The organism is Pedobacter faecalis, assembly GCF_030182585.1.
In the GTDB taxonomy this organism is placed as follows: Bacteria; Bacteroidota; Bacteroidia; order Sphingobacteriales; family Sphingobacteriaceae; genus Pedobacter; species Pedobacter faecalis.
Window position 1 is genome coordinate 1,886,537 of sequence record NZ_JARXOW010000001.1, and the last position, 19,163, is coordinate 1,905,699.

At 46.6% G+C, this 19,163-nt stretch carries 17 protein-coding genes, 3 tRNA genes and 1 riboswitch; of the genes, 7 read left to right on the forward strand and 13 right to left on the reverse strand.

What is annotated here, in order from left to right:
- Positions 1-27 precede the first annotated feature (27 nt).
- The 5 genes from QEP07_RS08515 to QEP07_RS08535 form a co-directional block, all read right to left on the reverse strand.
- Positions 28-594 (reverse strand): DUF4256 domain-containing protein, encoded by a 567-nt coding sequence (locus QEP07_RS08515; RefSeq protein WP_285009486.1) that lies wholly within the window; start codon positions 592-594, stop codon positions 28-30.
- 182 nt (positions 595-776) lie between these two features.
- A complete protein-coding gene (locus tag QEP07_RS08520) occupies positions 777-1,331 on the reverse strand; it encodes a hypothetical protein (protein ID WP_285009488.1) in 555 nt (184 codons plus the stop codon).
- An 88-nt stretch (positions 1,332-1,419) separates the two neighbouring features.
- The gene (locus QEP07_RS08525) at positions 1,420-3,660 is read right to left on the reverse strand and encodes a GH92 family glycosyl hydrolase (RefSeq protein ID WP_285009490.1); all 2,241 of its coding nucleotides are present in this window, start codon (positions 3,658-3,660) and stop codon (positions 1,420-1,422) included.
- A gap of 131 nt (positions 3,661-3,791) precedes the next feature.
- The gene (locus QEP07_RS08530) at positions 3,792-5,192 is read right to left on the reverse strand and encodes an RtcB family protein (RefSeq protein WP_285009492.1); all 1,401 of its coding nucleotides are present in this window, start codon (positions 5,190-5,192) and stop codon (positions 3,792-3,794) included.
- A 5-nt stretch (positions 5,193-5,197) separates the two neighbouring features.
- Entirely contained in the window at positions 5,198-5,920 is a 723-nt protein-coding gene (locus QEP07_RS08535) for a hypothetical protein (protein ID WP_285009494.1), read from the reverse strand.
- A gap of 798 nt (positions 5,921-6,718) precedes the next feature.
- Between QEP07_RS08535 and QEP07_RS08540 the strand changes: the two genes are divergently transcribed.
- Positions 6,719-6,925, forward strand: a complete 207-nt coding sequence (locus tag QEP07_RS08540; RefSeq protein ID WP_285009496.1) for a phosphoribosyltransferase-like protein — start codon at positions 6,719-6,721, stop codon at positions 6,923-6,925.
- A gap of 298 nt (positions 6,926-7,223) precedes the next feature.
- On the opposite strand, the gene QEP07_RS08545 is transcribed toward QEP07_RS08540, so the two are convergent.
- From QEP07_RS08545 to QEP07_RS08565, 5 genes are all read right to left on the reverse strand, one after another.
- Positions 7,224-7,295 (reverse strand) — tRNA-Glu (locus QEP07_RS08545).
- A 103-nt stretch (positions 7,296-7,398) separates the two neighbouring features.
- Positions 7,399-8,034, reverse strand: coding sequence for a hypothetical protein (locus QEP07_RS08550; RefSeq protein ID WP_285009498.1), 636 nt, complete (start codon positions 8,032-8,034; stop codon positions 7,399-7,401).
- Positions 8,035-8,097: 63 nt separating this feature from the next.
- The gene (gene arr / locus QEP07_RS16545; RefSeq protein ID WP_350223377.1) at positions 8,098-8,523 is read right to left on the reverse strand and encodes an NAD(+)--rifampin ADP-ribosyltransferase; all 426 of its coding nucleotides are present in this window, start codon (positions 8,521-8,523) and stop codon (positions 8,098-8,100) included.
- Positions 8,524-9,053: 530 nt separating this feature from the next.
- Positions 9,054-9,125: transfer RNA gene (locus QEP07_RS08560), tRNA-Glu, on the reverse strand.
- Positions 9,126-9,166: 41 nt separating this feature from the next.
- A tRNA-Met gene (locus QEP07_RS08565) sits at positions 9,167-9,239 on the reverse strand.
- A 110-nt stretch (positions 9,240-9,349) separates the two neighbouring features.
- On the opposite strand from QEP07_RS08565, the gene era reads away from it, so the two are divergent.
- A complete protein-coding gene (era, locus tag QEP07_RS08570) occupies positions 9,350-10,228 on the forward strand; it encodes a GTPase Era (protein WP_256003648.1) in 879 nt (292 codons plus the stop codon).
- Between the two features lie 47 nt (positions 10,229-10,275).
- The gene (der, locus tag QEP07_RS08575) at positions 10,276-11,577 is read left to right on the forward strand and encodes a ribosome biogenesis GTPase Der (protein ID WP_285009501.1); all 1,302 of its coding nucleotides are present in this window, start codon (positions 10,276-10,278) and stop codon (positions 11,575-11,577) included.
- Between the two features lie 12 nt (positions 11,578-11,589).
- Here der and QEP07_RS08580 read toward each other — a convergent pair whose 3' ends face one another.
- On the reverse strand, positions 11,590-13,158 hold the full coding sequence (locus QEP07_RS08580; RefSeq protein WP_285009503.1) for a S41 family peptidase: 1,569 nt from the start codon (positions 13,156-13,158) through the stop codon (positions 11,590-11,592).
- Between the two features lie 136 nt (positions 13,159-13,294).
- Between QEP07_RS08580 and murQ the strand changes: the two genes are divergently transcribed.
- The 4 genes from murQ to QEP07_RS08600 all read left to right on the forward strand — a co-directional run bounded on the left by murQ (position 13,295) and on the right by QEP07_RS08600 (position 16,431).
- The gene (gene murQ / locus QEP07_RS08585; RefSeq protein WP_285009504.1) at positions 13,295-14,110 is read left to right on the forward strand and encodes an N-acetylmuramic acid 6-phosphate etherase; all 816 of its coding nucleotides are present in this window, start codon (positions 13,295-13,297) and stop codon (positions 14,108-14,110) included.
- Between the two features lie 6 nt (positions 14,111-14,116).
- Positions 14,117-14,686: a hypothetical protein gene (locus QEP07_RS08590; RefSeq protein WP_256003640.1), complete on the forward strand. Its 570-nt coding sequence runs from the start codon at positions 14,117-14,119 to the stop codon at positions 14,684-14,686.
- Positions 14,687-14,750: 64 nt separating this feature from the next.
- Complete coding sequence (locus QEP07_RS08595) at positions 14,751-15,503, forward strand: Bax inhibitor-1/YccA family protein (protein WP_256003639.1); 753 nt, start codon at positions 14,751-14,753, stop codon at positions 15,501-15,503.
- A gap of 79 nt (positions 15,504-15,582) precedes the next feature.
- Complete coding sequence (locus QEP07_RS08600; RefSeq protein WP_285009505.1) at positions 15,583-16,431, forward strand: UDP-2,3-diacylglucosamine diphosphatase; 849 nt, start codon at positions 15,583-15,585, stop codon at positions 16,429-16,431.
- On the opposite strand, the gene QEP07_RS08605 is transcribed toward QEP07_RS08600, so the two are convergent.
- Positions 16,428-17,768 (reverse strand): GH1 family beta-glucosidase, encoded by a 1,341-nt coding sequence (locus tag QEP07_RS08605; RefSeq protein WP_285009507.1) that lies wholly within the window; start codon positions 17,766-17,768, stop codon positions 16,428-16,430. The two genes, QEP07_RS08600 and QEP07_RS08605, sit on opposite strands and share 4 nt — an antisense overlap.
- Entirely contained in the window at positions 17,761-18,747 is a 987-nt protein-coding gene (locus QEP07_RS08610) for a glycosyltransferase family protein (RefSeq protein ID WP_285009509.1), read from the reverse strand. The genes QEP07_RS08605 and QEP07_RS08610 overlap by 8 nt, the downstream gene beginning before the upstream one ends.
- A 247-nt stretch (positions 18,748-18,994) precedes the next feature.
- Positions 18,995-19,101, forward strand: a riboswitch (SAM riboswitch).
- Positions 19,102-19,163: the final 62 nt, after the last annotated feature.

A 19,163-nucleotide genomic window follows, 5' to 3' on the forward strand; every position in this document is an offset into this window, starting at 1 on the left:
TTTAAGACCGTGATAGCCATCGGGTTATCAAACCCTCAGCGAGCCCCGGAAGCCCCTTGCCCCGTAGTAAGATTCAGCCCCGTTGTGGTATACAAACACCGTTCCGTACCGGTAATCAGCAAAGATAGCCCCGCCCAGTTTCCTGATCTCCTCTGGCGTGCGGATCCAGCTGGATGTCTTGGTATCAAACTTACCCTTTTGCTGCAATTCCCGGTATTGCTGTTCCGTCAGTATCTCTATACCCATCTGCCTGGCCATGCCCAAAGCACTATTGGCCGGCTTGTGCTCCTTCCGCGATTCCAGCGCCTCAGGATCGTAGCATATGCTTCGCCGTCCTTTAGGGCTCTCTGCTACGCAATCAAAAAAGATATATTCCCCCGTTTTTTTGTCATATCCCACCACGTCAGGTTCGCCGCCGGTAACTTCCATTTCATCGAGTATCCACAACTTCTCAGGAGCGGCGATAAGTTTCGCCTGTACGTCGGCCCATTTTAAGCCCTCGTGACGGCTCATGTTTTTCTCAAACCTTTCCTTAAGGATGGCCAGCAACTCTTCCTGGCGTTCTGATGGCAGCTTTTTTTCGGTATTGCTCATAGTATTTATTCCTTTTCTAAGCGCAAAGTAGTGAAAAAACAGCTAAGCTATGCTAGCCGGATACCACCCCGATCCTGGTCGGAAGCTAAGCGCTTCAACCCGGGCAACATCCGGGTAGTATCCGGGTAGTATCCGGGCAGTATCCGGGCAGCAAGCAATAGCAGAGGCCAGACAGCTCTCCCTCAACAGCCGTTGTTTTTGCTCGGATCAGCTTTAAAAAGCACCTTATTGTCTTTTTCGATATAGTCGCCCGATATGATCAGATAAGGGTGATTAGGCGAATAGCCTGCACTGCGACTTCTCAAAGTAATTTTGTCGTTAACTTTCAGGCTTTTTAACCGCTGAAAATCCTTGGGAATAAACTGCATCATGTACTCCTCGTCCTCGATGCGGACAATAAGCCATTTTGGTGATGGTTGTGCGTAGGTACGCTGAAAAGTAACAGAGGTTACCACAGCCTCCATATTGGAAAAATCCTTTATGTACTTCCTTATTTTATCATGACTGGCATGTATTTTCCGACCCGCAGGAGAGTTCTCCCATTCCTTGAACTTTATGCCGTCGGGAGTAGCCTCCCAGGCTTTTCTGGCATCCCGGGCAGCTTTCTTTTCGGCATTCGATAAGGGCCTTGGCGACCGCCTATTTTCGTTTTTAATTTCGCGGTTTGCGAATACCAGTCCGCCGGCAACAACCAGCAACAAGATCAGCGCGTAGCTGACGTTTCTTTTATTTTTCATAACCATTCAAATTGATTTCACCAAATCTACTTTGGTGATTTTCAAGATGAAGGGTCTGGATTGTAAATAAAAATGTAAACTTTGTAAATTATAATGCCGACATAGACGGCGCTGCATCTCCCGGCTTGCTGCCCCAGTTTTTATTAGGCCGCGGACCCATCACCAACACCATTCTTCCACCTTTTATCAGGTCGGCGTTGTCAACCCAGGGCTTATTTAAAGCAGTGCCGTTCAAGGTGGCTGACTGGATGTACTTATTTTGTTTGGATACGTTCCTGGCCTCAATGACAAAGCTTTTGCCCCCGCCTACGTTGATCGTGGTTTCGTTGAACAGCGGACTGCCGATATCAAACACAGTACTGCCGGGATTCTGGGGATAGATGCCGATGGAATTCAGCACATACCAGCTTGAAGTTGCGCCCCCGTCTTCATCGCCACTGATGCCGTGCGGGGTAATATCAAACCAAAGGTCCATGAGCATGCGTACACGACTTTGCGTTTTCCAGGGCTGACCGGAATAGTTATACATATACGGGATATGGTAGACCGGTTCATTGCCCTGCGAGTACATGCCTACCAGGCCGGTCATGTCGGGAAACTGCCCCAGAAAGGCCAGCTTATCGGCGGGGCGGTGACCAACGATGAACAGGGAGTCGAGCTTGCGGTTAAAATTGTCATTACCGCCCATCAGGTTAATCAAACCCTGAACATCGTGCTGCACATGCCAGGTATAGGTCCAGGAATTCCCTTCGGCAAAGTAACCTTCACCAGCAAAACCACCTGAAAAGATTGGATCGAAGGGCGCTACCCATTTACCATCGGCCGATTTCGGTGCCATCATACCGATAGCAGGATTAAACACATTGCGGTAATTTGCGGCCCGTTTCATGAACAATTCATAGTCGGCCGTTTTACCCAGAAGCTTAGCCATTTGCGCCAGGCACCAATCGTCGTACGCGTGCTCCAGTGTAACCGAAACCGACTGCCGGCGATGCCAGCCGTCTACCTCTTTCACGGTCTCCTCTACGCCAACCTCGGGCAACCACCGCACCTGGTAAGGCAAACGACTGTATTTATCGACTTCGTCCTTCTTGCCTGCATCGGCGCGCACAGGCAGCGCCGGGTAAAAACCGTTATCAAAATAACATTGCTCCAGCTCGGTGATAGGTGCCTGTCCGCCATCTTTCCAAGGGATCATGGTAGCCTCCATATGATTTTTGCGCATGCCGGCATAGGCCTTCTCTACATCGAAACCACGCAGGCCCTTGCGGTAAGCCTCCACAATTACGGAGGTAGAATGATGCCCGATCATAGCGCCAGAGCTGGTAAGCCAGCCACTGGTTTCATATGCCCGGATAAAGTTGTTGATGGCTTTCACCGTTTCCTGCGGCCTGATCAGGTTCTGCAATGCATAAGCACTGCGGTATGTATCCCACACATTGCCCATGCGCAATACCATGGTGCGGTATAAGGTGCTGTAAAATATGCCGCGCTGCCGCTCGGAGCCGCCTTTAATGTTGATAAGATTAAGTTCCGCATTCCAGCGTTCCTTTAATTTGTTTTTAACCTGATCAAAAGTCGACTTACCGATCTCTTTATCCAGGGTAGCCTTAGCATCATCCTCGCTAACATTGGATATACCTACCTTGAACTCGACCGTTTGCGGTTGCGCGGAAGCCGCCCAATGAAAGTAACCCGTGTTTCCACTATTGCCGGGCTGGCTGCCCGATGGATTAGCCGGTTTACTGACCTCAGCGTAAAAATATCTCTTTTCCTGCGGGCCACCGCGGCGACCAGAAGGCACGTTGCCCTTAAGTATACTTTGCGTACCCGATAGGCTTGAGTTGCCCGGCACCGACAACACCAGCGAAGTGGCCTGGTTGGCCGGAATGGTAAACCTGAATATAGCCGCGTTGTCCGTCATCGTATATTCCGTGTTGACATTCGGATCTTCCAGCAAGACCTGGTAGTAATAGGGCGTAGCCGTTTCCAGATCATGATCGAACCGCGAAGGCCGGGAATTTGGATCAAGCGCATCTCCTTTAGCGATCATCAGGGTACCAAAACCCAATGGGAAGCCTATGATCTTATCACTCAGATAAAAATCTTCGATAGCAGGATTAAAAGCCGGAAAAATACTCATGTTGCCCCCCGGCGCCTTAATAACCGGCTGGGTACTGCGCGTTTTAGGGTTGATGCTGCCGATGTAGAGGTCGACATAATCGGCCGGTGCTTTTAATGGCTGCTGTGCAGTTGCGGTATTTTTCTGCTGTGAGAATACAGCCGATCCCAGCATACAAAATGCGATTAAGGTAAGTCTTGCGTTCATAACGGTGCTTTAAACGATCGCTTCAGAAAAGCGGCTAAGTATTTGGTTTACTACTTAAAACTATGAAGACAAAACCAGATTCGATTGCTGGCTAAGTAAAGGTTTTGATACATTCAAGAAGGGTGCGTATGTTATTCCTTATTCATCCTAACGATACGCGGGAGAAATTTACCCTGGACATCAATGAGCTCGTGCTGTGCAGCGATAACCGTGTCGATATCCTTGTACGCTGACGGATTTTCCTCTACGCTGCCGCCAATTAGCGTTACACCCGCGTTGGCCAACAGCTTTTTCATTGCGGAAACGGTCATGCTATCTTTAGCTTTCTGTCTGCTCATGATCCGGCCGGCCCCGTGGGAAGCAGAGTATAAGGAATCGCTGCTTCCCTTGCCAGACACGAGGTATGCCGGCGTGGTCATGCTCCCCGGAATAATGCCCAGCTCACCTTGATGTGCCGGTGTTGCCCCTTTGCGGTGAATGATTACCTCACGCCCCTCGGCCAACTGGTCCCGCCACGCAAAATTATGATGGTTCTCTACCAGACACAGCGCTTTCAGGCCTAAGGCCTTTAACAGGTTAGCATGAATACGATCGTGGCAGGCCTTAGCATAATCTCCAGCCAGGGTCATCGCAAGCCAGTATTCCTGTCCCGCTTCAGTGTCTAAATCCAACCAGGCGAGTTGCTGCGCCTGCCTTGGCAGTTTGCATGTGTCCATGGCTATCTGAGTATAGTGCCTGGCTATTGCCGATCCTAGTCCGCGGCTGCCCGAATGGCTTAGCAACGCGGTATACTTTTTTGCTGGCAGATTTAATGAGTTGCCTTCGAATAGTTCAATCTCGCCAAACTCCACAAAGTGGTTGCCGTTGCCCGACGTACCCAATTGCCTTACTGCTTTGCCACGCAAGGGTTTTAGAAAGGATATTTCATTAAATACCGGGCTATCCAGGATTTCGTGCTCCTGCCTGATCTCCAGACCACCTTCCATACCAAAATGCGTATGGTTTCTTAAGGCCTGTTTTATCTGGTATTCAGACCTCTTCAAGAATCCATCGTTCTCATCAATAATCGAAAGCGCCATACGGCAACCAATATCCATGCCTACAGCATAAGGGATTACGACATTATCCGTAGCCAATACACCACCAATAGGCAGGCCGAAGCCCATATGCGCATCAGGCATTAATGCGCCCTGCAGACTTATCGGCAGCGAATTGGCCAGTTCCATCTGGTTCTTAGCGGACTGCTCAATACCTTTGCCGCCATAGGTTTTACAGAATACAGGTTCATTGCGCAGTTCGAAAGCCTTAAACATTCGTTCCGCTTTCTTGCCCATTACCTTTTCGGCGATCTTACGTGTTAATTCATTATCCAGAAATGCTTCTGGTTGATTTTTAATATTCACCAATAGGTCAAGAAGCTGCTCTTTGCTGTGGTGTTTGAAATTTTTAGAGGCTATCCCGATAACCAGGCTTCTGAGCTGATCATTATGATAACCGATTTTACTTAAATCTTTTGTTTTTAAATTTCCCATTTGGGTTATATGTCTAAATCCAGATACGCTTCTGTACCGGCGTATCTGGGTAGGTTTTTTAGTTTGTTAATATATTTTAGAGGCTCAAATGTGTTTTTCATATAACAACTGCGACCGGAGGTCAACCGACTCATGCGCGGATCCAGGTGATCGCTGGTTACGTGACCTTTGATATACGATAACTCCCGTTCGATATCCACATCTACTAACCTGACATGTGTAATAATATGGGGCGCAATTTTTAATACGTAGCGCCAGGGTTCGGTAAACATGTATTTAAGTTCGGGTCTGCGGCTTGTATTAATAAATTCTACCCCGGTAAAGCAGGCCTTTTCATCCTCGGTCAAATTCATCCGGTTAACTTGCCAGCAGTGCTCACCAAACTCGCATAAGCGCTGCTCTTTACAGGATACGTTTCGCCTCTTACGTAGCTTCCTGCTTTTGAACGACTTATCGTAATGATACTCAACTGTGTTAATCTTTGTTAATAAAGCCTCGTAAAAATCGGCCTTTGAACTACGTTTAACATCATCACGAAGTACGAAGAAACGCTTCCAGCCACGCTGATAAGGATGTTCTAGCGGCACTTTGGGCTGAAGTCTTCTTTGCTCCTCGAGTTGGTCCCACCGTTTGCTTAATTTTATCAGTTGTTTATCTCTATCGGTTATAACGAGCCGTCTTTTTCGCCTCGCTGATTTGATACAGCGCGGCCATTCATGTATGTCCATCGGACTTCCATTTACTATTTGTCTTGAATGTTTTAGGATCTCTGTTTCGTCCTTGAGTAAGGATATACCCTTTAACAGCGCTCAACAAAAGGTCATTTATTCTGGCAGGCAAAACAATTACACAGCTACTGAAGCGGCTTACTTATTTTAAAAAAGACATATTGTTTGCCTACCTAAAGGGCAATGAGCGAAAGGGGCGATATGTAGCGTAGCTCTGTCATGATTCCTCGATATTTAAAGATGTCAAATCAGGAATGATGCAAAGATAGGGATTAATTTTATAATAAAATTAACTTTCTGACTGCCATTATCTGGTTTCTAAGAAAGTATCGTGACGGTGAATTTTGTACCCTGCCGTATGTCATAGATGGGTATTTCGGCAAAACTGGTCAGGAATTCCGCAAACATGCTGACACCCTATTCCGTACTATAGTGACAGGCAATTCCGCTGCAAAGTGGTCAGTTTGATCTGTGGATTTGAAGTTTATTGATTGGTGTCTTCCTAAACTGGCGTGAAAAATATCTTTTAAGCGCCGCTAAGAAGAGGTTCTGGTTGTCATCAGGTACAAGCCAGAAGGTGCTGTAAAATCGATTGTAGACCTTTATTTGAGTTCGTGTGTCAAGGAGATGGGACTTACGGATCAGACAACCCTAGAATCGCAAACAGAAGTGCCTTTGTTAGGCAAGACGAAATCCTTTGTTAACTTACCAGGCCAGCCCAAACGTAAAGTGAATTTCTTTCGCCAGTCAAAATGTGACCACTTTGCAGCGAAATTAGCTGACTACTTTGAGTGAAATATGCACGTAAGGTTAGTAGCCAATTCATCTTACATGACCGTCACCAATGGGATCGAACCCGGACCGAAACCATATTATCCGCTCGGATATAAGCAGACTGGTGGTTTGGTGGTTTTGAATACCAATGTGCCTGATAATACCTTGCCTTTGGTACATCATCAGTCACCTACCTGGAAACCTCTTTTCAAACGCATCACTAGGGTTTAGTTATGAGCAATTTGAACAAAAATCCATTCAGGCAATTATACGTTGGAGAATCCGTTGGACCTGAAGAGTTCGTCAAATTATTCAGTCCGATTCTTGTAAAGTATTCTTTAGCTCTTTTTCAATCTGGTGCGCCACGTTTGAGGCGACTTCTCGTTTTGCCACCTAAGTGACTAAGTAGCCCCGCCAAGAATCGAACTTACTTTGTTCGAGCGCTCTGTGCGCGCTTCTGTAGCCTTTTGAACCCGGTGCGCCACGATTGACGCGACCTTTTTCATTTTTTGTCACCAAAGTGACCTAGTAGCCCGTAGGGGAATCGAACCCCTGTTTCCAGAATGAAAATCTGGCGTCCTAACCCCTAGACGAACGGGCCATTATCATTCGGAACGTAGTAAAAGCTACCTCTTATTTCCGAACGCGTGCAAAGATAGAGTTTTTTGGAAAATGCAAAAATATTTTTCCAATGCTTTTAAAGTTTAAGTAAGGGTACCCTCATAATCCCAAATGGCATTCTGCTCGGTGATGAGGTCGCGATTGAGGTCGGCCAGCAACTGGGAATATTTATTTTGCAATTGCTTTTCCTGTGAAGTGTCGAAGTATAAGGCCTCGCCTTCGTCAAAGATATCCAGCTGACCAAGTTCCAGCCGTCCGATACAACTGTAAATCATGAAACTGATATGTCCGTAAAACGTACTCAGATTTCTGACCTTACTCGCGTAAGATCCGTCGCACTCCAGGTCGATGTTGTAAACAAACATAATGCCTTCTGCTTCATTGCCGCAATCTTCATCTTCCAGCAGTTCAAATTCGTCTATTCCGGTGACAAGCAGATAGGTACGTTTGCATTCCAGGATCTTTTCTATTCCAGACATAATTAATTTTACTGCCGGATCGCTCACCGTGCTTAATAGTTCCAGATCGTCGTCTATGGAAATGATCTCAACCTCATCGGAATCCTCTCTCATAAACTCGTCTTTGCCGGTGTTAACCATGCCATTTAAATCGGCAAGTTCTCCGTGCATGGCGATACTGTAACCATAGCGCATGAGTTCGGTAACGATGCTGTTCAAAACCCAAACCGGAGTACCTTGTATAATTTCGTTATCTCTCATAGTAGATATCTTTGATATAAAGATCGGAAATAAACGGGCTAAAAAAAAGAGGTTAAACAGTCGTCAATTAATAATATCATCTTTCTTTCCGGCAAACCTGTCACGAATACGTTGTATTTGTTCCGGTGATGTTCTTTGCCATTCATTCGCTTCCCCAATTATCCTCAGCGGCTCGCTGCTCCGGTAGGAACGCGTCGGGTTGCCTGGAAATTTCAGGTTGGTTACGTTAGGATCGTCTTCAAAACTGCCGGTAGGTTCTACGATGTACACGCGTTCCGGGCCTTCACCTGGTGCGAGTGCCGCCGCCAAGCCTGCCCCATTTGGCAGGGCGGTGAAGTAAATATGATTCATCAGCAAGTCTGACTGGTAGTTGGAAACCCGGCCGGGAGTCAGCAAGTCACCAATATTGAGCTGCGCTTTAGTACCATGATAAAATGGTCCTTTATCGGCAGGCTGGCTCACAGACTTAATGGCCAGCTCCTGATGCATTGCTGCTTTTTCTGGATTACCTACCTCCTCATAGCATTTGGACAAATTGGTGTGCAGCGAAGGAAATGCACTTTGAACCGCGTTGTCCCCAACCTTTTCCGCAAGCTCCAGGGCGCTCTCATACCACGTAATTCTGTCTGAGGCATTAGGCTGGACGCGCGCAGTAAACCCGGCAACAAGAAACCTTTCAAAATCATTAGTGGCTTCGTCCCACCCCTGAAGGAAAAGAACTGCGGCTTCTTCAAGTTTTCCCTGCTCCTCTAAACGCATCCCCTGCATGCAGAGCCTAACGATAGGATTATCTGGATGAAATTCTGTACTCATATTCATTGAATTTGTTCGAATATAGCGGGTCAGAACCATAAAGAAGTGCGTTTTAAACTATATCTTCCCGAGCGTACAAAGACTGAAATTTCTGCGTTATTCATACAACAGCCAGACAATAAGTGACTGATTGCAGCTCGTGACTAAGAGAAATTAAAAGGCATAAAAAAAGGGAAAGAAGTTTTTTATAACTCTTTCCCTTTTTGTAGCCCGTAGGGGAATCGAACCCCTGTTTCCAGAATGAAAATCTGGCGTCCTCACCCCTAGACGAACGGGCCTTTTAAAGATTGCCCCAGCTTTACAGCTGTGAACCTTTAGGTAGCGGGGACCAGACTCGAACTGATGACCTTCGGGTTATGAGCCCGACGAGCTACCAACTGCTCCACCCCGCACTATATACAATTCTTTTGGTGTTTGTTAAATCCTTAACGTTCCTTCCGAATTGGAATGCAAAGATATAATTCGTTTCTTTGCACTGCAAATTTATTTTAAAAAACTTTTTATGTCCCATAAAGCAGGTTTCGTCAGCATCATTGGTAAGCCTAACGCAGGCAAATCGACCTTAATGAATGCTTTGGTTGGTGAGAAATTGTCTATCATTACACCTAAAGCGCAGACAACCAGACATCGTATACTTGGCATTGTAAACGAACCGGAATACCAAATTGTGTTTTCGGACACGCCGGGAATCATAAAACCTAAGTACGAATTGCAGGATTCTATGATGAATTTTGTGAAAGGGGCGCTTACGGATGCTGACTTAATTTTGTTGGTGACCGACATTAATGAGCAGTATGACGAGAACGATGTGATCGAGAGATTGTCGAAAACGGAGGTTCCGGTGATTGTACTGATCAACAAAATAGATACGGCTACACAGGAGCAGGTGGAAGAGAAAATCAGCCATTGGCAGGAAACATTAAAGCCCAGGCAGATTTTTGCGATCTCGGCGCTTGAGAACTACAACCTTAACGGAATCATGGAAACTGTACTCAGTTACCTGCCCGAGCACGAAGCCTATTATGATAAGGAAGATCTGACAGATCGGAGTCAGCGGTTTTTTGTATCGGAGATTATCCGTGAGAAAATCTTCAATAACTATCAAAAGGAGATTCCTTATAGCACTGAGGTTATCGTTACCTCGTTTAAAGAGGAGGAAAAGATCACCCGCATCAGTGCTGAGATTATCGTTGAACGCGACTCCCAAAAGAATATCCTGATCGGGAAAGGCGGGGCCAGCTTGAAAAAGGTGGGCACGGAAGCGCGTAAAGACATTGAAAAGTTTCTTGATCAGAAGGTTTTTCTGGAGACGTTTGTAAAGGTGGTTCCCGACTGGAGGAGCAAAAAGAACTACTTAAAAAGCTTTGGCTACGAAAATTAACCTTACCTTTACCGCCCCCTATTGTCAAACCATTTCACTAGTACAACATGAGCAATATTATCGCAATCGTAGGAAGACCCAACGTAGGCAAGTCGACACTTTTTAATCGCCTCACCGAAAGCCGGAAAGCTATTGTAGATGATTTCAGCGGCGTAACGCGCGACCGCCATTATGGCTCGGCGGAATGGACGAACAAGCAGTTTACAGTGATAGACACAGGTGGTTATGTAGCCAATTCGGAAGATGTATTTGAAGCGGCTATCCGCGAGCAGGTCATTATTGCGATAGAGGAAGCTACCGTGCTGCTGTTTATGGTGGACGTGACGACCGGCATCACCGACCTGGATGATGAAATTGCGCAGCTGCTTAGAAGAAGCAAGAAGCCAGTGTTCACTGTTGTAAATAAAGTAGATAATACACAGCTTCAAAATGATGCCTCTGTGTTTTACGGGTTCGGATTGGGTGAGATCTACCCAATTTCGTCTATGACCGGCTCTGGCACCGGCGATCTTCTTGATGATGTGGTTGAACATTTCGAAGATATTCCTGAAGAGGAAAACTCACTAGCTAAGATTACCATAGTAGGTCGGCCCAACGTAGGGAAATCGTCTTTGATCAACGCGCTGATTGGGAAAGACCGTAATATTGTGACCCCTATTGCAGGAACTACGCGCGACTCTATCCATATCCATTATAACCAGTTTGGTCATGAGTTTATGTTCATTGATACTGCCGGTTTGCGTAAAAAAACCAAGGTTAAGGAAAACATTGAGTTCTATTCGGTGATGAGAACCATTAAGGCACTGGAAGAGGCGGATGTGGTGATCCTAATGGTAGATGCTATGGAAGGCCTTGAATCGCAGGACGTGAACATCTTCCACCTCGCGGAGAAAAACAAAAAGGGTGTGGTTATCCTGGTCAACAAATGGGACCTGGTAGAAAAGAACAGCAAGACGATCAATGTTTTCAAGGAGCAGATTCAGCAGAAGCTGCAGCCCTTTACTGATGTGCCGATACTCTTTACTTCAGTAATTAATAAGCAGCGTATCTTCCAGGCCATTGAAACAGCGCTTGAGGTATATAAGAATAGAAGCAAGAAGGTACCTACGTCTAAACTGAATGACGTTATGCTTCCGATTATCGAGAAATACCCGCCTCCGGCTACGAAAGGAAAATACATCAAGATCAAATACATCACCCAGATCAATGCAAGTTCTCCGATGTTTGCTTTCTTCTGCAATCTTCCTCAGTATATCAAAGAGCCATATAAGCGGTTTCTGGAGAACAAGTTAAGGGAAAACTTCGATTTCAGCGGTGTGCCGATCCAGATCTACTTCCGCCAGAAATAGGCAGTCAGGCCACTACTCGAGTGCGGTAAGTGCCTGTTTTACGATGGGGTCGCTAAGATTTAGTGCCTTATAGTAACCTGCCGAACCAAGGTAATATTTAGCCAAAAGAACTTTCATATCATTTATGATCAAGGGCTTGGATGCTGCGAGCTGCCTCGGATCTATGATAACCTCTCTCTTTAATGCGTAGCGGATAAAATCTTTGAAGTCGGTCTCGCTGACATTGAAATTTACCAGGTTTTCCTCAACATAGTTTGCCGTGTACCTGCCCGACAAAACATCATATACAAAATCTGAAAGCACTTTCTTTTCGGCCAGACCTGCATAAAACTGGTTGAAGCCCAAGGTGTCAGGCTGCACATAAATGTCGGGCTGGATGCCCCCGCCTGTGAAGCGTTTTGCATTGATGCTGTCTTTCAAATGCTTTGAAACGGCCGAATCCCTAACGCGGCGATTCAGTTCCTGCTGATACGCCTGGTAACCTCTGCTGTAAGGTTTCTGGATGCTTCTTCCTGAAGGTGTATAATACCTGGCAATGGTAAGATTTAAAGCAGAACCATCTCCAAACGGAAATTGCTCCTGTACAAGACCCTTACCGAAAGAACGGCGCCCGATAATAACGCCCCGGTTCAGGTCCTGAACGGCACCTGCAAGGATCTCGCTTGCCGAGGCGGAATTTTCGTTGATCAGTACCGCGAGCTTACCGTTTTCGAACTCCCCTCCGCCTGTTGCGATATACTCTGTCCGGGGTTCGTGCTTTCCCTCTGTATATACAATCAGGGCATTCTCGTGTAAAATCTGGTTGGCCAATGCCGTCGCTGCAGTTAAATAACCACCGCCGTTGTCGCGCAAGTCCAGCACCATCTTGGTCATGCCGGAAGCTTTGAGGCTTTTTATGGCGTCGACAAAGTCTTTGTCGGTCTCGGCGCCAAATCTGCTTATGCGGACATAGCCGGTTTCATTATTGAGCATATAAGCTGCGTCGATGGTACTCACCCTAACTCTGCTCCTTTTTATATTGAGCACGAGGGGCTCGGCCAGACCCTGGCGCAAAAGGGTTAGTTTTACAGCTGTACCTTTTCTGCCTTTTATCCGTCCGGTCATCTGTTCCCGCGGCAGCGCTTTACCGCTTACCTCAAACGTATCAACCTTCAGGATCTTATCGCCCTGCCGTATCCCGGATAAGTATGCCGGTCCGCCCCTGACCACGTTGGTGACCAGAAGGGTGTCTTTTAAGATATAGTATTCAATGCCTATCCCCTCAAAATTTCCAGCCATTTCCCGGGCAAATTCGCTCGCCTTGGTTGGCGGCAGGTACACGCTATGCGGATCAAGCTTGTGCAGCATGCTGTCGATAGGCAGGTGCGTAAGCGTATCTGGGTTTACCTCATCCACGTAGTTTTTGCGGATGATGTGCATGATTTCTTCAGCCTTATCAGAATTATTATGAGCATACTGGGTTACTTTGGTAAAAGTATAGCCCTGGTCTTTTAAAAACTTATACCCGAGAAACATACCTGCGATCAGGGTGACTGAGTAGGTAAGTGCGACAAAGACATTTTCGCGAGTGCTCTTTTTCATTTTTAAGATACACAAAGTTACGCAATAAAGATACCAAACTGACTATCAACCTTTCTGATTTTAATTTGTTTTGACAGTAAAAGCAGGGATTTCCCATTTCATAGGAAAATCACGATTTTAGCCGGCGCAAGTTATTATGATCAGAACAACAGAACAGGAATCAAATTACCGTGATATTGACCAGATGTCGGTACACGAAATACTTACCGGCATCAACAATGAGGACAAGTCGGTAGCCCTTCAGGTTGAAAAATGCCTGCCTCAAATTGAACGTCTTACTGCCGCAGTAGCGGAGCGGATGAAGCAGGGCGGTCGACTGTTTTACATTGGCGCGGGTACGAGCGGCCGATTGGGTGTTGTGGATGCTTCTGAATGTCCGCCAACGTTCGGCGTGCCATTTGATCTTGTTGTGGGCATTATTGCAGGTGGGGATACGGCCATACGCCGGGCCGTTGAAAATGCAGAAGATGATGAAACGCAGGCCTGGGCCGATTTGCTTGCTTATAATATTTCGGACAAAGATTGTGTCGTTGGACTCGCTGCATCGGGCACTACCCCTTATGTGACCGGTGGATTAAACGCCGCCAGGGAAAATGGTGTTCTTACCGGTTGTATTGTCTGCAATGCAAATAGCCCCGTTGCGCAGGCTTGTGAGTATCCTGTGGAAGTGGTGGTGGGACCTGAATTTCTTACGGGCTCAACCCGAATGAAGTCGGGCACCGCACAAAAAATGGTTCTGAATATGCTGAGCACCACAGTGATGATTCGCCTGGGACGAATTAAGGGCAATAAAATGGTGGATATGCAGTTAACCAATCATAAGCTGGTGGATCGCGGTACACAGATGATTATGGCGGAGTTGAATGTCGGCGAAACGGAAGCTGCGGAACTGCTCTCGCAACACGGCAGCGTCAGAGCTGCAATTTCCGCTGCGCAAAAAACCAAACTATAAAAACAGATGCACGAGATAGAACCTTTTTACTTGTGGAGAGACGATTACATTGCGTCGGAAGATGACAGGTCTCCTTTCTTTAATACCCAATATTCCGAGTTTTATTTCGACAAGCAGCTTTATAACTTTCTGATCCATCCGCAATGGGATGACTTTGGCTCAAATACCCTGTACATTAAAGTCCTGTTTGTGGATTACGACAGAAGGTATGCGATCATTGAGTTGATTGGCGAATGGAACGACGCCATCAATAATGACATTATGCTCCTTAAGCGTGAAATTATTGAAATGATGATGGATGAAGGCATCAACAAGTTTATCCTGATCGGCGAAAATGTACTGAACTTCCATTCTTCGGAAGACAGTTATTACGAAGAGTGGTTCCAGGATGTAGAAGATGGCTGGATCAGCGGCGTGAATTTCCAGGAACATGTAATTACCGAATTCCGGAACAACAACATTGATTACTACCTGAATTTTGGGGGACAGCTTGACGATTTGGCATGGCGAACCTTGAAACCTCTGCAGTTTTTCAAAAAAGTTGAGGAAATCCTGACAAAAAGACTCGGGGCATAGCTTTTGTTTGAGGCAAAGTATTACTAACTTTAACAAGCTAATATTACCATCAAAATTATTAAACATGGAAAATAACAACAATTATAACTGGACCTCCCAGTACACCAACGTAGAGGATGTGACGGGAAAGGTTGCAAAGAAGTTCTTTGCCAATGTATTCCTCTGGATGTTTGTAGCGCTCAGTCTGTCGACTTTCGCTGCCTATTATTTTGCAAATACACCTGAACTGCTTGCTTATATGTTCAATCCGGAAACCGGAAAAATGGCAGCACTGGGATGGGTAGCCATGTTTGCGCCGCTTGGCCTGGTATTGCTCATGAGTGCCGGAATGAGCCGTTTGTCTTATGGTGCGCTTTTAGGGGTGTTTGTGCTGTATTCTGCGCTGACTGGTGTGAGTTTAAGCTTCATACTCCTGGCTTATACCGCTAGTTCTGTGGTAAGCTGTTTTGCAGCCGCAGCGGGTATTTTTGGTTTGATGGCATTTTTGGGTTATACGACGGACATTGACCTGAGCAGGTTCGGCTCAATTCTGATGATTGGACTGGTAGGCTTGATCATTGCTTCCATAGTTAATGCCTTTATACAGAGCGAGAGCTTCAGCCTGTTCCTGGCTTTCATCGGCATCGCCATCTTTACGGCGCTGACTGCCTATGATGTTCAGAAACTGAAGCGTATAGGTGCTGGTCTTGAAGAAAGCGGCGCACGCATGGAAGATGCTGACACCAAAAAGCTGGCCATCATGGGTGCTTTGTCACTTTACCTTGACTTCCTTAACATTTTCTTGTATCTGTTAAGAATCTTCGGCGACAGAAGATAATCACACAAAATTCACAGTCAGTTAACACTGACTTCAAACCTTGAACGCATATTTGGAGAACACATTTTATTCTCCAAATATGCCTAAAAGGGAAGTGGACCTGGCCGTAATTTCTGATGTACACCTTGGAACCTACGGCTGCCACGCAAAAGAACTGCTCAACTATCTCAAGAGCATTAAGCCAAAAGCGCTCATCCTCAACGGAGATATCATCGACATCTGGCAGTTCAGCAAATCTTACTTTCCCGAATCTCATATGAAAGTGATCCGCCGGATCATGAAGTTTAGCACGGAGGGTGTTCCGGTATATTATCTTACGGGCAACCACGATGAGATGCTGCGCAAGTTCAGCGATTTAAGTATCGGCAGCTTCCTGCTCACCGACAAACTTGTGCTCGAACTGGATGGTAAAAAGGCCTGGTTCTTTCACGGCGATGTATTTGACGTGACTATGCAGCATTCTAAGTGGCTGGCGAAACTAGGCGCCATCGGGTATGACGCACTCATCCTCATCAATAGCCTCGCCAACTGGATGCTTACCCTTTTAAAAAGAGAGAAAATGAGCTTCTCTAAAAAGATCAAAGCAAGCTTTAAAGACGCCGTTAAGTTCATTAACGACTTTGAGACTACAGCGGCCGAGCTCGCTATAGATAAAGGTTACGGTTATGTGGTGTGCGGACATATTCATCAGCCTGAGATCAGGGAAATAGCGACCGACCAGGGCTCGGTCTGCTATCTGAATTCTGGCGACTGGGTCGAAAACCTCACTGCCCTTGAATATCACCAAGGCACATGGAGCCTATACAAATACCTGCCTGAAGATTTTATCGCATACGTAGACGATGCGGATCTGCTCGACAATGAAGATCTGAAGATGAAACTGGATGTAAAGGCCATGTTTCAACGCTTTAAAACAGAGCACATCTAGGAAAGGAAGCGGGCATACCAGTGTCCTGACGACTTGACGATCCGGTGCTGGGAACTAAAGTCGACATGCACGAGTCCGAATCTTGGATGGTATCCTTCAGCCCACTCGAAGTTGTCTGTAAGCGTCCATACAAAATAACCGTGTACCTTCACGCCCTCACGCTTTGCTTTAAGAACCTCTGCGATGTGGTCCTGCAGGTACTTCTTGCGGAGATCATCCTGCACCTCCCCGTTGGCCGTTACCTGATCCGGAAATGCTGCTCCATTCTCGGTGACGATGATCCGCCGGATTTGCGGGTAAGCGTCAAACTTCTTTAATATATAATAGATCGCAGGAGGGTACACTTCCCAATGCATTTCGGTTAACGGTACACCGCGTGTAGACGCCTTAACCAGTCCTGCATGGATATAGGGTGTAAACAGTGAATAACGGACCACTTCCCGCGTATAGTTTTGAAGACCCACAAAATCGAAGTCGAACACCATACGCTCTTCGTCGCCCGGATAAAAATATTTACCGATCTTTCGAAGTACCGGAACTTCACTGAGCGGATAGCCCAGACCCAAAACCGGCTCGATAAACAGCCTGTTAAACAGTACATCGGCCCGCAACGCGGCGGCTACATCTTTTGGCGTTTGCGAATAGGGCTCTACATGGGAACAGGAGAACGTGGTTCCGATCTGAGCACTCGGACATAGCCGCCTTAAGGTTCTACCGCCCTCAGCCATGCACAATACGGCATGGTGCACCGCCGGAAGGAAATTTCTTAGTCCCTTTTTGCCCGGTGCATGTACACCAAGGAAGTAGCCAGCTCCTGTAAAGACCATTGGCTCATTCATGACCATCCAGTTTTTGATGCGGTCGCCGAAATGAAGGGCGCAGACCTCGACGTATTCCGAAAACCAGTCGACGATAAGGCGGTTGGTCCAACCACCTTTTTCCTCAAGAATCTGCGGCAGGTCCCAGTGATATATTGTAGGCCAGGGTTCAATACCAAGCTCCAGGCAGTAGTCGATGACCTGATTATAAAAGGCAATTCCTTTCTCGTTTACCCGCCCGGTGCCTTCGGGTAAGATGCGCGACCAGGATAGGGAAAACCGGAAATTGGGAATATTCATCTGCTTCACCAGATCAATGTCACGCTTGTATTCCGCATAAAAATCGCATGCAGTCTGCGCATGATGACCGCCCTTTACTCTGCTCTTCTTGGAGGTGAATACATCCCAGATGGAGGGACTTTTACCATCGGTTCCGCAGCTCCCTTCGTTCTGAAACGCTGCAGTGGACACTCCCCATTGGAAATCAGCCCCAAAATACGCTCTGCTTAGCTCATCCATGTCTGGCTACTATAGTTTCCAAAATATTTCTCGTCTCATCAGGGTAGTCGACCGTTATCCGATCATTGCTTTCAAGCCAGGCACTGAGTACGTCACTATGTTTGCTCTTGAGGCTCTTCATAACCGGAACCCCCATTTCCATCAGCGCCGCTGCATTTAAATGCTGTTCATATTGGCCTTTCATAGGAATCACCAGCAGCTTTTTTTTCATAAACAGCGCTTCTGCCGGCGTCTCAAAACCTGCGCCGCATAGTACGCCTGTCGACATGGCCATACTGGCCGTAAACTTTTCAGAATTCACCGGCTGGATACTTACATTCTTAACAACGCGGCTTTTTTTGTTGTGTTTGGAAAACACCTCCCACTGCACATTCTTATAGACCGTAAGCTGCTTTATCAGGCGTTCATCATCGTAAGCGGGCAGATATACTGTATAGTAGCTCTTATCTTTCAACTCCTTCTCACGCACTGCTTGCCTGATCACAGGGGTGAAAACATTCTTATTGTATCGCTCAAAATGGAATCCATAGTGCACGCTGGCTGGCGCGTAGTTATTCAGGATCAACCTGCCCGTAGGATCGGCATGCGAAGCTTTCGGCGCATTTGGTGCGATAACCGCCGCCTGGTGACTCAGGCCGATACATGGTTTGTTCTGGAAGTAGCAGGCCCAGGCAGAAACGGGTTCAAAATCATTTATAATGAGGTCATACTCGTGAACCGGAAGGGATCGGATGGCGCTTCTCAGGGCGCGCAGATCGGCTTTTACGATGGTTTTCCACAGATTTACGCCGCCTGTCTTTCCGAAAATAAAGCTCATGCCTTTTAATTTGTATCGGACAGGAAAGGGAAGTTCCAGATCGCCCTGAATGCCGCTGACCAATACATCCACCTCTCCCATCTCACGAAGGAGCGGAACAATATCCATTGCCCGGCTCAAATGACCGTTGCCCGTGCCCTGCACGGCATAAAGTATCTTCATTATGCGTTAACCCGCAAATGAAGCCCTGATAATCTGACGCAGAAACACCTCCTTGAAGAAGTCGATGAGCAGAAACGGGTTAAAAATGGTAGCCATAATCGATCTGTTTTGGTCGCAAGCTAGCGTTACTGTGTAAACACTACATTTAGTTAATGTGAAGTTTTATCTCCGAACCCTTACGGAATCTGAAGCTGCTTGTGTCTTGATCTTTATTTGGAATTGATTTTTCTTTGTTGCATTTTTGTAACGCTTATAGAGAAAGACGGAGGGATTAGACCCTGCGAAGTCTTAGCAACCTGTACTTACAAGGTGCTACATTCTACTGGAGCCTTCTTTGCTCCCGAAAGATAAGTTAACTGGTAGCATTGGCTAGAGCACATTCAGCTAAACTCCGCAACTTTCCATTAAGCTTTGTA

Coding starts and splice junctions, on each gene's coding strand:
- QEP07_RS08550 (WP_285009498.1), bottom strand. CDS start 8,034: ATGAGAGATAACGAAATTATACAAGGTACTCCGGTTTGGGTTTTGAAC.
- QEP07_RS08520 (WP_285009488.1), bottom strand. CDS start 1,331: ATGAAAAATAAAAGAAACGTCAGCTACGCGCTGATCTTGTTGCTGGTT.
- der (WP_285009501.1), top strand. CDS start 10,276: ATGAGCAATATTATCGCAATCGTAGGAAGACCCAACGTAGGCAAGTCG.
- murQ (WP_285009504.1), top strand. CDS start 13,295: ATGATCAGAACAACAGAACAGGAATCAAATTACCGTGATATTGACCAG.
- QEP07_RS08610 (WP_285009509.1), bottom strand. CDS start 18,747: ATGAAGATACTTTATGCCGTGCAGGGCACGGGCAACGGTCATTTGAGC.
- QEP07_RS08515 (WP_285009486.1), bottom strand. CDS start 594: ATGAGCAATACCGAAAAAAAGCTGCCATCAGAACGCCAGGAAGAGTTG.
- QEP07_RS08540 (WP_285009496.1), top strand. CDS start 6,719: ATGCACGTAAGGTTAGTAGCCAATTCATCTTACATGACCGTCACCAAT.
- QEP07_RS08525 (WP_285009490.1), bottom strand. CDS start 3,660: ATGAACGCAAGACTTACCTTAATCGCATTTTGTATGCTGGGATCGGCT.
- QEP07_RS08600 (WP_285009505.1), top strand. CDS start 15,583: ATGCCTAAAAGGGAAGTGGACCTGGCCGTAATTTCTGATGTACACCTT.
- QEP07_RS08605 (WP_285009507.1), bottom strand. CDS start 17,768: ATGGATGAGCTAAGCAGAGCGTATTTTGGGGCTGATTTCCAATGGGGA.
- QEP07_RS08580 (WP_285009503.1), bottom strand. CDS start 13,158: ATGAAAAAGAGCACTCGCGAAAATGTCTTTGTCGCACTTACCTACTCA.
- era (WP_256003648.1), top strand. CDS start 9,350: ATGTCCCATAAAGCAGGTTTCGTCAGCATCATTGGTAAGCCTAACGCA.
- QEP07_RS08530 (WP_285009492.1), bottom strand. CDS start 5,192: ATGGGAAATTTAAAAACAAAAGATTTAAGTAAAATCGGTTATCATAAT.
- arr (WP_350223377.1), bottom strand. CDS start 8,523: ATGCATCAGGAGCTGGCCATTAAGTCTGTGAGCCAGCCTGCCGATAAA.
- QEP07_RS08590 (WP_256003640.1), top strand. CDS start 14,117: ATGCACGAGATAGAACCTTTTTACTTGTGGAGAGACGATTACATTGCG.
- QEP07_RS08595 (WP_256003639.1), top strand. CDS start 14,751: ATGGAAAATAACAACAATTATAACTGGACCTCCCAGTACACCAACGTA.
- QEP07_RS08535 (WP_285009494.1), bottom strand. CDS start 5,920: ATGGACATACATGAATGGCCGCGCTGTATCAAATCAGCGAGGCGAAAA.